Origin of the sequence: Citrobacter sp. Ce104 (genome assembly GCF_030334595.1) — a bacterium.
In the GTDB taxonomy this organism is placed as follows: Bacteria; Pseudomonadota; Gammaproteobacteria; order Enterobacterales; family Enterobacteriaceae; genus Citrobacter; species Citrobacter europaeus.
Genome location: NZ_JAOWDP010000049.1, coordinates 60,121 through 72,830, shown reverse-complemented (window position 1 = coordinate 72,830; position 12,710 = coordinate 60,121). Strand labels below are relative to the sequence as shown.

Here is a 12,710-nt window from a genome sequence, read left to right as displayed (position 1 = left end):
CATAGTCTCCTTAGGCCGCAATGGCATTCATGATCGCCGGTACGGACAGTTCAGCCAGTGGGATCTCAGCCACCTGTTTGCGGTCGCGCATAATAATGACCCGATCGGCATAGCCCACTAACTCTTCCAGTTCGGATGAAATCACCAGCAGCGCCAGACCATCCGCGCACAGCGTTTCGATCAGGCGGATGATCTCCGCATGAGCGCCAACGTCGATCCCGCGCGTGGGTTCATCGAGGATCAGGAACTGCGGTTTGGTCAATAACCAGCGCGAGAGCAATACTTTTTGCTGATTGCCGCCGGAGAGAAACTCGATCGGCTGTTCAGCGTTGGGGGTGCGAATACCAAGCTGGCGAATAAAACGCTCGGCAATCTCGTTTTGTTCTTTCCGTGAAACAGGCCGCAGCCAGCCGCGCTGCGCCTGCAACGCCAGAATAATGTTTTCCCGCACCGAAGCGGCGGCGATAATGCCATCCGTTTTACGATCCTCCGGACAGAAACCGATCCCCAGACACGAAGCCTGATGCGGCGATCGTAAGGTCTGAGGTTTGCCTTTGATCAGCGCAGTGCCGCTGTCGGCGGGTTTAATACCGAAGATCACCTCCGCCGTTTCCGTTCGCCCGGATCCCAGTAGTCCGGCGAGACCGACGATCTCACCGGGACGCACCTGCAAATCAAACGGCGCGATGGTGCCTTTCTTGCCAAAGCCGCTAAATGCCGCCACCGGTTTATCACTCAGCAAGGTGCGTCCCGCACGCTGTAGCGCATGGGTGTCCAGTTCGCGGCCCAGCATCATTTTGACCAGTTCGATTTGCGGTAATTCCCGGGTTTCACGGCAGCCAACGAAGCCGCCGTTACGCAGAACGGTAATGCGATCGCTGACCTGATAAACCTGATCGAGGAAGTGGGTGACGAAGATCAGACTGACGCCCCGATCGCGCAGATGTCGCATCAGGCCGAACAGCATTTCAACTTCCTGGGTATCGAGGCTGGCGGTAGGTTCATCGAGGATCAGCACTTTCGCGGAGAGATCGATCGCCCGGCAGATGGCGACGATCTGTTGCATCGCCACGGAAAAACGGTTCAGCGGTTCGCGTACGTCGAGGGAAAAACCGTATGACGCCATCAGCTCCGTCGCGCGTTTTTCCATCTGCTTGCGCTGAAGCAGGCCAAAACGCCGCGGCTCACGGCCAATAAATAAGTTATCCGCTACCGACATATTGGGCAGCAGGTTCACTTCCTGGTACACGGTGCCAATCCCCAGTTGCTGGGCATGGGCGGTGTTTTTGGGGGAGATCGGTTGGCCTTCGAGCCAGATAGTACCGCGATCGGCATGGTAAACACCGGTCAGCGCTTTGATGAGCGTCGATTTGCCGGCTCCGTTTTCTCCCAGCAGCGCCATAATCTCGCCACGACGCAAGCTGAAATCCACGTTATCCAACGCTTTGACGCCGGGAAAGAATTTGCTTAATCCTTCGGTGCGGAGGATTTCCTGATATTGGTCGGTGGTCATGGTTCCCCCTGCATCACGCCGGATGGCGCTACGCTTATCCGGCCTACAAAAGAGCGTAATGTAGGCCGGGCAAGCGCAGCGCACCCGGCATTTTCATGAAGGCTTAGTAGCCCATGTTTTTCTTCTTCTCTAACTCTTCTTTCGCCGTATCCGGCAAATAGAGGATCGACTTGGTAATGGTCAGCTTCTCAGGCATCGTGCCGTCTTTTTTGAATTTCTCCAGCGCGTCGAATGCCGGACCAGCCATATTCGGCGTCAGCTCGACGCTGGCGTTGGCTTCGCCGTCAATCATCGCTTTGTAGATATCCGGTACGCCATCGATGGAACCGGTGAGAATATCTTTGCCAGGTTTCAGGCCCGCTTCTTTGATCGCCTGAATCGCACCGATCACCATGTCATCATTGTGGGCGTAAACCATGCAGATGTTCTTGCCGTTGTTTTCCGCTTTGATAAAGCTCTCCATCACTTCTTTCCCTTTACTGCGGGTAAAGTCGCCGGACTGAGAGCGGATAATTTTGATGTTTGGCGCATTAGCGATAGCTTCAGCAAACCCTTTTTTACGATCGATAGCCACGCTGGCCCCGACGGTCCCTTGCAGCTCAACGACGTTACACGGCTTGCCGTCCACTTGTTTAATCAGCCAGTCACCGATCAATTTACCTTCCAGCACGTTGTCGGCGGTGACGGTGGTCATATAGAGAGATTTGTCTTTTACATCGATGGAACGATCGAGCAAAAAGACCGGAATGTCGGCATCTTTAGCTTCTTTTAAAACCGGCTCCCAACCCGTTGCCACGACCGGCGCAATAAAGATGGCGTCGACGCCCTGCGCAACAAATGAGCGGACTGCTTTAATCTGGTTTTCCTGCTTTTGCTGGCCGTCAGCGATTTTCAGCGTAATACCACGCTTTTCGGCCTCGCTTTTCGCGACGTTGGTTTCTGCGGCGCGCCAGCCGGATTCAGAGCCAACCTGCGAAAATCCTACGGTTAAAGGGGCTGCCATTGCCATAGACGACATGGCTGCCGAAACTGCTGTGACTAAAAGTAAGCGCTTCCACATAAGTGCATCCTCGTAGGGTGATTATTGTTGGTTAATTAACCGTTGCGAAAAAACTATAGACAATTGAGCATGTAACGGATTGCGTTACATCACACTTCAAAAAAGTAAATAAAACGTTAATCACAACTTTGTAATCGCTTTCATCTAGCTATGAAAAATGCGGCTGAAGATATGGATTTTTCTGTCACTACAGAGAAGTAAAAAGAAGAAAATGCGCGCAGAGAAAGCGAAAACAAGCGGAGACATTCAGCGCGAGTTGGCTATAATACCCGCCACTTGTTTGCCATAGCTTATTTAAAGGAAACAGACATGAGCTTACTCAACGTCCCTGCCGGTAAAGACCTGCCGGAAGATATCTACGTTGTTATCGAGATCCCTGCCAACGCAGATCCGATCAAATACGAAGTTGACAAAGAGAGCGGCGCCCTGTTCGTTGACCGCTTCATGTCCACCGCGATGTTCTATCCGTGCAACTACGGTTACATCAACCACACCCTGTCTCTGGACGGTGACCCGGTTGACGTTCTGGTCCCGACTCCGTACCCGCTGGAGCCAGGTTCAGTGATCCGCTGCCGTCCGGTTGGCGTACTGAAAATGACTGACGAATCCGGTGAAGATGCGAAACTGGTTGCGGTACCGCACACCAAGCTGAGCAAAGAATACGATCACATCAAAGATGTGAACGACCTGCCGGACCTGCTGAAAGCGCAGATCACCCACTTCTTTGAGCACTACAAAGATCTCGAAGCGGGCAAATGGGTAAAAGTTGACGGTTGGGACAACGCTGAAGCTGCTAAAGCTGAAATCGTTGCTTCCTTCGAGCGCGCGAAGAAGTAAGTTCGCGTTAGCGTATAGCCCTGAACGCCAGCCTCTGGTTAGTAAGGGTTTTTTAATTCCTACTTTCTTTTCACCTCCCCTTCGCTGTTTTCTTTTTGACCTACCAGATTGGGTAGTCACATTTCATTTATCTTAATTGCGAATGAGATTAGATCTCATTATCATCTTCAGCATGTAAATAAATGTGAATAAAAGTCAATGAACCTCCACAATGTGAAGTCCCTGAAACGCTATTCCTGTGTGGCGCTCGCCACAGCACTGTTATTTACCAGCCTGTCCAGTGTGGCGGAGACGCTACCTGAGAAAGATTTTCTGACCCGCGACGTCGGTAACGGCGTGTATGAACTGGCGGTTGATAGTCAGCAGAATGCGCTTTTTGCCGCCTCCTCGCCGTCGTTCGATAAAGATAAAACCCGCGGGCTTATCTACAAACTTGACCTGGAGAAGCTCACGACGACTGAAGTCATCGAAACCAGCCGTCGTGCCTTTGCCACTGCCCTGGATGAAGAAAGCCAGGTGCTGTACGTGGGCAACACGCTGGAAGGTTCAGTCACGCTAATCGACACCCGCAGCGGTAAAGAGCTGGCGATACTGCAACTGAGCGAAGCCAAAAATCCGAAAGATATTATCCATACCCGTGAAATGGTGCTCGATAAACAGCATCACCGCCTTTACGTTTCCGGCGTGGCTGAAAAGGGGATTGTCTGGGTAGTGGATACGCAAAAGCGTGAGAAAATCGCCACCCTTGAAAACATGGGCCAGTACCCGACAGGCATGGCCGTCGATGCAAATAAGAACCGCCTGTATGTCGTAAATGGCCGTAACGAACTTATTACACTGGATACCACCAACCATCAAATTATTAGTCGCTTCAGCATTGAGCCAGGCAAAAAACATTTTTTCCTGAATATTGCTTTGGATGCAAAAAATAATCGCGCATTCCTGACCGATCCTGATTTAGCGGATGTACTGGTTGTTGATATTAATAACGGTAAGGTTATTGCACCCATTAAAGTTATCAATTCGCTGGCGGTGATATATAACGAAAAACGCCAGGAAGTTTATATCACCCACCGTAATGCAAAGCGCATCAGCATTGTGGACAGCAAGACTTATCAGGTAAAACAAAGCATTGAAACTAATGCCCTACCTAACAGCCTGGCGCTCTCGGCTGATGCCAACACCCTGTATGTCAGCGTCAAACAGCCGGAAAAAATGACCGGTGTGAAGCCCGACTACGTACTGAAAATCGATCTCTCTAAATATTAATAATTAAAAACGCTTCTTACACCTTGCAGCTTTTCCGGGTTGCAAGGTGATGCTTTTTTTTTACTTTTCAGGTGTCTTATATTATGAAAACGCGTCAACTTATTACGCTGACAGGGATCGTTGCATTCTCAGGTGGTGTTATTTTCCCCACTCAGGCAGAAGAACTCACCGAAACCTCACGCAATAATGAAGATGAAATGGTGATCACCGCATCCGGGTTCTCGCAGCAAAAGCGCGAAGCGCCGGCCACCATTTCAGTTATCGATCGTAAAACGCTGGATATTCAGCCGGACCGTAGCATTGGTGAAGCGATTAAAAATCTTCCCGGCGTCTCGGTTACCAACAGCAGCGGCATGAACGCTGGCAGCATTATGATCCGCGGCATGGACCCTTCTTATACCGCTTTTATGGTCAACAGCGTCAAACAAAATACCGGTGAATCTCGTCCTTACGGACATGATATCGGTACTGAAGCCAACTTCTTACCGCCAATGGAGGCCATTGAGCGTATCGAAGTTATCCGCGGGCCAATGTCCTCGCTGTACGGCTCAGATGCCATCGGCGGTGTGGTCAACGTTATTACCAAAAAACCGTACGGCGCAAAAGAGTGGACAACGGCAATCGCCGCCAATACCTGGCTTCAGGAACACCAGTATTTGGGTAATACCAGCCAGATGAATCTGTTCACCATGGGGCCGATTGTGCCCGATGTTCTGGGCCTTAGCGTGGCGGCCGACTGGCTCGACCGTCGCGATGACGATCGCAATAACTATTTCGGCAAACACAACCGTAAATCCGTTGATATGACGCTGGGCCTGGCCGCCAGCGAAAATAACCTGTTTGATCTCAACGTGGTCACCGGTGAGCAGGAGAAAAACCGTACTCAGAAACGCGGCGCACCGTGGTCATGGCTGTTCGATCGTAATGCCGCCACTCTGACGCATACCGGCTGGTATGCAGACGATACCATCGCGACGACCAACTACATAAATTATGAAAAAGGCCGTTCGAAGTACGTTTATGACGGACAGTCGCCGCAGTATGTGCAGATGGAGAACTACGTCGCCAATTCGCAAACCACCTTCACACTCGACAACCATAAACTGACCGTTGGGGCGAATTTTACCCGTGAAGAGCTGAATGACAGATTTGATGTGGCCAACAAAACGCTGCCCGGATCTGAGCCCGTGACCAAAATCAGCCGTAACGGTTGGGCATTGTTTGCTGAAGACGGCTGGAGCATTGACGATTTTATCCTGACCACTTCAGCCCGTATGGATCAGGATGATAACTTTGGCACGCATATCACGCCAAAAATGTACGGTAACTGGGCCTTCAGCAATGACTGGGCGCTGAAGGGCGGCGTTTCCGCAGGCTATAAAAAACCAGAGCTGCGTGCGACATCCAGTAACTTCGTCACCCCATATGGCTCGACCGTACCTTATCCCTTCCTGACAGTCGGTAACGACGACCTGAAACCTGAACAAAGCGTTAACTCTGAGCTGGGCCTCTACTGGACGGGGGATGCGCTGTCGCTGGATAGCACCGTCTTCTACACCCAGTTCAAAGACAAAATTGCCGAACAAACTATTTGCGAAACCACGTCGACGAATCAGTGCTCCGTGAATGGCTACAAAGCCGATTCCGTCAGTAAATACTTCAACGTTAGCAAGGCGGACGTTTACGGCATAGAACTTAATGCCGACTGGCAGATTAGCGCCGATGTGAAAGCCAACGCTAACTACACCTGGAACCACAGCGAACAGAAAAGCGGCGTGAACAAAGGCTACGCGCTCAATGATTATCCGCGCCATATGGCGAACCTGTCGCTGAACTGGGCGGCAACGCAGAGCCTGGACGTATGGAGTACGGTGAATTATCGCAGCAGTAACCGCAACAGCGGCAATAACTATAAGTACGATGACTACACGATGGTCGACGTAGGCGTACGTTATAAGCTCAATAAGCACACGCAACTGATGGCAGGGGTCTACAACGTGCTGGATGAGGATCCGAAACTGACAACCGCGTGGAATGAATCCGCGCAGGTAGAAGGACGCCGCTATAACCTCGGCGCGCGCGTGGAGTTTTAAGCCTTTAATAAACAACGCCACCCGAAGGCGGCGTTGTTTATTCTCGTAGGCGATATATCAGTACTGGTCTCTGTCTAACCAGTTACCGCTTTCAATCAGCGTTAAGCCATCAACCGGACGTTGGTACACGTACATCCATGCACTTCCGTACGGCGTTTGAATTAACTGGCGTGCGTATTCACCGCCGCGGGTACGCAGAGCGTCAAGCTCTGCCAGCGTGGCGTTATCAATACGATAAACTTCCCCGTGTACTGTCCCATTTCCCGGAACGGCGCCTGGATAGTGGCCCAGGCTGTACAACTGGTAGTTGTCGATACTGAAATTTCCCAGCAACAGGGCATTGGTCATCCAGTGGCTGTTGCCTTGTTTGGTTCGTAAACTGCCGTAAACAAATATTCGCATTGCTAAAACTCGAACTGATAGAGCAAATCAAGTGCCTGATCTACGCCAGACACTGCTTCCAGATATAGCTTAGGCATCAGGCGATAACGTAGCGTGAGTGTCGCTAAGGAGTCAAATATACCCACACCATATTTCACCTGCAGACCTGGCAGTACGTATCCGCTGACAACCACCTGAGATGAGTCGCCCACCCCTTGCGTGTCCAGTGCCAGATTGCTTACGCCAAATGTCTCCCCGATTTTACCCACAACCTGACCACTTTGTGCAACCCCCAGACCAATAAGCATTGAGGTCATCGCCGCGCTGTCGCTCTGTTCGCTATCAAGTCCTTGTCCGCGTAACAGGTAGGAAAGCGCCATTTGCTGCGACATTGCCGGGTCAGAGAAGATCTCCGCCTTCGGTTCATCGGCTGTACCGGTGACGCGAACGCCAGCGATCACGTCGTCTTCGGTGGCATCCGGGTTACGAATTGCCTCGATATTGAGTAACGGCTGATCCGGCGGACCGGAGAACAACAGCTCGCCCTTACGCACAATCAGATCCTGACCATAGGCATGGAAGCGCCCGCTCGGAATATTTATCTGTCCGTTCAGCCCCAGCCCTTGCTTATCCTGCACCACTTTCAGATCGCCCGTCAGACGCGCTTTCAGACCAAAGGCGTCAATACGCACGTTGTTGCCAACGTGGATGTTCAGGTTACTGTTGATCGGAATGCCGGCTGTCTGCGGTTTCTCCGGCTGCAGATTGTTGTTAAGCATGACCATATCGCTGGAAACCCCAACCGCGCTCTCCGGCAGGTCGTGTACGACGATACGCGCCCACGGCACATCCACGTTGCCATCGAGGGTAAACAGGCTTGGCGTGGCTTCAAAGACCACGTCCGGCGATACGTCCAGGCGGACCATCGGCGGTACGGTAATACGTACCCTGCTGCCTTTAGCCGCGACGCGCGCCCGCCAGTTGTCTATTTGACTCCAGTCGGCGTCACCGCTCAGATTGATTTCTCCCTGCTGCGTGCGCACCACGCCCGCCAGCGTGGAGCGTGTTCCGGTGAAGTTAACGGCTAACTGGCTTGGCTGCATGTCAAACGGCATAAAGTTACCGTCGATATCCAGACCGCTCAGTTGCAGCTGTCCGAGCAGTTGCGGGCTTTGCACATCGCCGCCCAGACGCAGGTTGGCGTTGATCGTCCCAGCCGCTTTTTCGCCGCGCGAGAAAATGGGGTTCACCATCGCCAGATTGAAGTTGCGGATATTGACGTTACCGCCCAGGCTACGACGTCCTTGCGGATCCGTTACCTGCACCTGACCGTCAAACTGCCCGTTGTTGGTCAGGCGAATCAGCCAGCCCAGCTCGGCACGGTTATTGTGCAGGTCGGCGGTCAGATTCAGCGTTTCAAACGCCACAGGGAGCGGCGCATCGTTTACGCTTTGCGTGACCTTCACGTTACGTCCGCTCAGCGTGACCTGCCCCTGTGGCAGCCCTTCTTTAGTGGTGTCCCAGCTCACATCAGCTTTGCCGGTGAACACGCCGCTGGCCTGGGTTGTATCCGGCATGAACGGTTTTAACATCGCCAGGTCGAAGCGGTTAAGGTTCACCACCGCGCGTCCCGATGCGCCGGCATCAATGGTTTGCGGTACGCACAGTTCCGCATTCGGGTTGTTCCAGCAGTGCGGCCCAATGCTGATTTTCTGTTCCTGGTTGCGATAATCCAACGCGACAGAACGGTTGAGCGACCACGGACCGACCGGCGTCTGGAAGCGAGTATTGCTTAACGCCCCTTTCCAGCGCTGTTCTTTGCGATCAAAGCTCCCGGCAAGGTCCAGTTGACCGGAAACCGGCTCACCCTGAATGCGCAACTGCAGCTCATGCTGCTTTTCACTGCCTTTGGCGTTGAGCGTCACCAGACCAATATTCACGTCAGGTTGTACAATCCGCTCTACGCGAACGTTGAGATTACCCGCGATTTGCTCGGCCGATTTCACGTCGCCTTCGACACGTACCTGAGCGACGGAAAGCGCCTGCCAGCGCAGACCGCGGGCGGTGATATCCGCCAGCAGCTGTGGCGCTTCAACCGTACCGCGAACTTTTACCAGCCCTTTCGCCGTCCCGCCTAATCCCGGTAGCGCGTTATCCAGGCTCGGTGCATCAATCGTCGCGTCGAGATTGAGGTCTTTGACCCCCAGTTCCCCTTTCACGTCCGCACTGTTGCGTCCCAGTTCCAGATGCAGGCCAGGGATCGTCCACTGCAGGTAGCTGTTCCCCTTCAGCGAACCGTTCACATTGACCTTGTTCTGCTTCACGTTGCCGGTCAGCTTCAGCTCCGGAACCTCCATCTGCCAGCTTCCGCCGTACAGACTGCCGCGCGTTTTCACCAGGCCATTCAGTTTTGACGGCCAGTCCGGGATCGCTTTCGCGGTATTGATCCCATCCAGCGTTAACTCGCCGCGCCAGCTGATCGCCTGCTGCCAGTCCACCAGCGCTTTCAGCTCGGTTTTTCCTTCCAGCGCCGCAATGCTGAGTTTGTCGAGATTGATCTGCTGTTCGTTGCCTTTGGCGTCCAGCGTGATGGTAGCCGGAGGAATATCCTGCCCTTTCACGGCGGTACGCATCGACAGCGTATAGTCTGTCATCTTGCCGGTTAGTTTGAGCTTGATGTCATCGGCCTGGAACTGTTTGTCGCCGGTAAACGGCCAGTAAATCTGCTTACTCACCACCTCAATGTTGAGCGGCAATCCGGCTTCTGCCAGACGCGTCTGCGCCCGCAGGTCCATATCCACCGGACCAGACAAATTGACGCCGACTTCCAGCTGTTCACGCAGCGCGCCGCCGACCTTCAGCTTCACCTTTTCACCTTTTAACGGGTCGATGTTGAGTGTGCTGTTTAACGTAATATCAACCGGCCATGTGTCGGTGAGTTGCGCCGTGCCGCTGGCTTTTACCGTTCCCTGATTCGAGTCGATATCCAGCGCATCAAGCTTCATGTTGCCGTCAATGCTGCTCACTTTCAGCAGCATGTTATGTACCGTTAAATCTGTATCCCCGGTCACGCGCAACTGCTCGCCACGAAACTCTTCAATGTTGAGATTGAGCGGCAGATGGACATCGGTCATTTCCGGCAGCACCGGTTTTGAGAACAGATCTTTTAGCGTTTCGCCGAGCGGTTTTTCATCCGGCTGCGGGTTTTGAATCTTCGGTTCGACGACCTCTTCCTGCGCCACTTCGGCCACTTTAGGCAGGGCAATCAGCAGCCCCTGTAATGACGTTGGCTTCAGCGTCAGCGTTTTTTCCTGCCAGTTCAGGCCGGAGGTAAAATCCAGCACCGAAACCGTGGTGTCATCGATTTTGATGTTGATGTTGTTAAGCGCCACGCGCGAAAGCGTGATTGGGTAAGGCGTGGAAAGGTTGAGCGGACCACTCTCTTCTTCTTCAACCGGCTCTGAGGGCGGCATCTTTTTGCTGTCGATCGCCACGTTGATGTTTTTCAGCGCCAGATCGTTGACGCACAGGCTGCTGTTCCACAGGCAGTTAAGCCCCACGGCCAGATGCACTTCACCAGCATTCACCGCCACGCCAGGCTGGTCGTAACGAATATTTTTAAGCGATAGATCTCGCCAGCCGCCGGTGACCTGACCAATTTCCAGACCCGGAACCCAACGATTAGCCGCTTTGAAGATCAGATGCAGGCCCGAGGTGGTGCCAACGAGGAACGCCACCGTGCCTAACAGCAGCAGGATAAAAATCAGCACGCCGAGGCTTATCTTCTTCCATAAACTCATAATTCAGGCCCCAGACCGATGTAAAACTGTAAACCATGTTCATCTTTGTCGCCGACAGGAACGGCAAAGTCGAGCTTGATGGGACCGACCGGCGATTGCCAGCGTACGCCGACCCCGGCGCCGGTTTTGAAATCGCTTTTGCGGATATCGCTGACCGCTTCACCGCTATCGACAAACATTGCGCCCCACCATTTTCCGGTCACGTTGTACTGATATTCCAGCGAGCCGGTCGCCAGCTTCGAGGCCCCTTTCAGCTTGCCGTCGCTGCCTTCAGGCGAAATAGATTTGTATTTGTAACCACGAATGCTGCGATCGCCCCCGGCGAAGAAACGCAGATCCGGCGGCACTTTGTCGAAGTCGCCGGTTTCGATCCAGCCGAGGTTGCCGCGCATCACAAAGCGGTGCCTGTCGTACAGCGTGCGGATCCAGACGTTTTGCGCCTGGAAGACGGAGAAATCAACGTCTGAACCCCAGGCCGTGTTGGAGTAATCAATAGAATAACGCTGAGAATCGCCCCACACAGGCATCAGGCCACCGCGCGAGCGCGTCCGGCTAATCATCACGCCTGGATAGAGCAGCATGGTGGTATTGGTGACGTTACCCTGGGTAAAGTGGTCAAGGCTCCAGCGCAGGTTAATCGCTCGCTGCCAGCCGCTGGAGAGATCCCAGTAGCGGGAAACCGCAAGCGTCGTGGAGTCCTGCTCGGTATCGTTTAAATCGGTACGCTTAAAGCCCCCTTGCACCAGGTAATACTGCTCCAGCGGGTTCTTTAACAGCGGCATTTTATAGCTGAAATCAAGAACCTGCTCTGGCGCCGAGATACTGGCGCTGGTGGTCAGGCTGTGGCCGTAGGAGTTCATCCACGGCTTTTTCCACGAGGTTTTTACCCGTGGCCCGACGTCAGTTGAATAACCGACCCCGGTTTCGATGGTGTTTTCGGTTCGTGGCGAGACCACGCCTTTTAGCGGCAGTACTTTGGTTTTGCGGGCTTTATCAAATTCCGGCGCGACGACCACAGAATTAAACCAGCCGGTCGCCGACAGACGACGGTTCAGTTCGCCCAGATCTTTCGACTCGTACTCTTCACCTTCTTTAAAAGGCACCAGATTTTGCAGGTACTCGTCGCGAATTTGCGAACCTTCAAAGGTGACATGTCCAAAGCGATAGCGTTCGCCGCTGTTGTAATCGATATCCCAGAACGCCTGGCGGCGCTCAAGCGCTATGCCAAGCTGGCTTTTATTAAATTCACTGTCGAAATAGCCTTTGCGCAGCGCCACGCTGGTGAGTGACTTTTTGAAGTTGTCATAGTCCCCCTGATTCAGCACGGTGCCGATTGCCGGCCGCGTTTTCAGCAGATCGAGATAATCTTTGTCCGTACGCGCGCCACCGCGCAGAATCACCTCGGTGCCGCCAATCAGCACCGGCTCGCCAGCATTCACTTTGGCAATCAGCACCTGACGTCCTTTCGCCGGCGGCGGACGCAGTTCGAAATCAATGGTTGGCTCAAAGTAGCCCAGCGCCTTTAGCCCTTCGCGGATGGCATCATCAACGCGCGCACGAAAGCGTCGGTCCGGAGTGACTTCATCACTTTGAATCGTGGACAGCTGCGCACGGACGTTTTTCTCCAGCGGTCCTGATAATCCTTCGACCTGTAAGCGAACATTCGCGGCGGCGGCGGAGCCACTTAAGCACAGTAATCCCACCCAACATAACTGACGGATATGTGGCACATTTTCTCCTGAATATCCTTTTTTCCC

Annotated in this window: 8 protein-coding genes; 3 read left to right on the top strand and 5 right to left on the bottom strand. The window is 53.3% G+C overall.

Translation table 11 applies throughout. The features are described from left to right. Positions 1-10 precede the first annotated feature (10 nt). A complete protein-coding gene (gene ytfR, locus OGW16_RS04260; RefSeq protein ID WP_043018210.1) occupies positions 11-1,513 on the bottom strand; it encodes a galactofuranose ABC transporter, ATP-binding protein YtfR in 1,503 nt (500 codons plus the stop codon). Positions 1,514-1,616: 103 nt separating this feature from the next. Then, on the bottom strand, positions 1,617-2,573 hold the full coding sequence (ytfQ, locus tag OGW16_RS04255) for a galactofuranose ABC transporter substrate-binding protein YtfQ (RefSeq protein ID WP_008786033.1): 957 nt from the start codon (positions 2,571-2,573) through the stop codon (positions 1,617-1,619). 309 nt (positions 2,574-2,882) lie between these two features. On the opposite strand from ytfQ, the gene ppa reads away from it, so the two are divergent. The 3 genes from ppa (at position 2,883) to OGW16_RS04240 (ending at position 6,772) form a co-directional block, all read left to right on the top strand. Beyond that, positions 2,883-3,410, top strand: a complete 528-nt coding sequence (ppa, locus tag OGW16_RS04250) for an inorganic diphosphatase (RefSeq protein ID WP_005134479.1) — start codon at positions 2,883-2,885, stop codon at positions 3,408-3,410. Between the two features lie 198 nt (positions 3,411-3,608). After that, positions 3,609-4,679 (top strand): 7-bladed beta-propeller protein YncE, encoded by a 1,071-nt coding sequence (yncE, locus tag OGW16_RS04245; RefSeq protein WP_172862606.1) that lies wholly within the window; start codon positions 3,609-3,611, stop codon positions 4,677-4,679. An 83-nt stretch (positions 4,680-4,762) separates the two neighbouring features. Further along, the gene (locus tag OGW16_RS04240; protein ID WP_043018208.1) at positions 4,763-6,772 is read left to right on the top strand and encodes a TonB-dependent receptor domain-containing protein; all 2,010 of its coding nucleotides are present in this window, start codon (positions 4,763-4,765) and stop codon (positions 6,770-6,772) included. 57 nt (positions 6,773-6,829) lie between these two features. On the opposite strand, the gene OGW16_RS04235 is transcribed toward OGW16_RS04240, so the two are convergent. The 3 genes from OGW16_RS04235 to tamA are packed head-to-tail and all read right to left on the bottom strand — an operon-like array spanning position 6,830 to position 12,683. Next, positions 6,830-7,174 carry a gamma-glutamylcyclotransferase family protein gene (locus tag OGW16_RS04235; RefSeq protein WP_003025723.1) on the bottom strand — a complete coding sequence of 115 codons (345 nt, stop codon included), beginning with the start codon at positions 7,172-7,174 and terminating at the stop codon, positions 6,830-6,832. Between the two features lie 2 nt (positions 7,175-7,176). Beyond that, positions 7,177-10,953: an autotransporter assembly complex protein TamB gene (gene tamB / locus OGW16_RS04230; RefSeq protein WP_043018207.1), complete on the bottom strand. Its 3,777-nt coding sequence runs from the start codon at positions 10,951-10,953 to the stop codon at positions 7,177-7,179. Beyond that, positions 10,950-12,683: an autotransporter assembly complex protein TamA gene (gene tamA / locus OGW16_RS04225; RefSeq protein WP_043018206.1), complete on the bottom strand. Its 1,734-nt coding sequence runs from the start codon at positions 12,681-12,683 to the stop codon at positions 10,950-10,952. Before tamA ends, tamB begins: the two co-directional genes overlap by 4 nt. Positions 12,684-12,710: the final 27 nt, after the last annotated feature.

Excerpts from the sequence above, each read along its gene's own strand:
- ppa (WP_005134479.1), top strand. The coding sequence starts at position 2,883 with ATGAGCTTACTCAACGTCCCTGCCGGTAAAGACCTGCCGGAAGATATC.
- OGW16_RS04235 (WP_003025723.1), bottom strand. The coding sequence starts at position 7,174 with ATGCGAATATTTGTTTACGGCAGTTTACGAACCAAACAAGGCAACAGC.
- ytfQ (WP_008786033.1), bottom strand. The coding sequence starts at position 2,573 with ATGTGGAAGCGCTTACTTTTAGTCACAGCAGTTTCGGCAGCCATGTCG.
- OGW16_RS04240 (WP_043018208.1), top strand. The coding sequence starts at position 4,763 with ATGAAAACGCGTCAACTTATTACGCTGACAGGGATCGTTGCATTCTCA.
- yncE (WP_172862606.1), top strand. The coding sequence starts at position 3,609 with ATGAACCTCCACAATGTGAAGTCCCTGAAACGCTATTCCTGTGTGGCG.
- ytfR (WP_043018210.1), bottom strand. The coding sequence starts at position 1,513 with ATGACCACCGACCAATATCAGGAAATCCTCCGCACCGAAGGATTAAGC.
- tamB (WP_043018207.1), bottom strand. The coding sequence starts at position 10,953 with ATGAGTTTATGGAAGAAGATAAGCCTCGGCGTGCTGATTTTTATCCTG.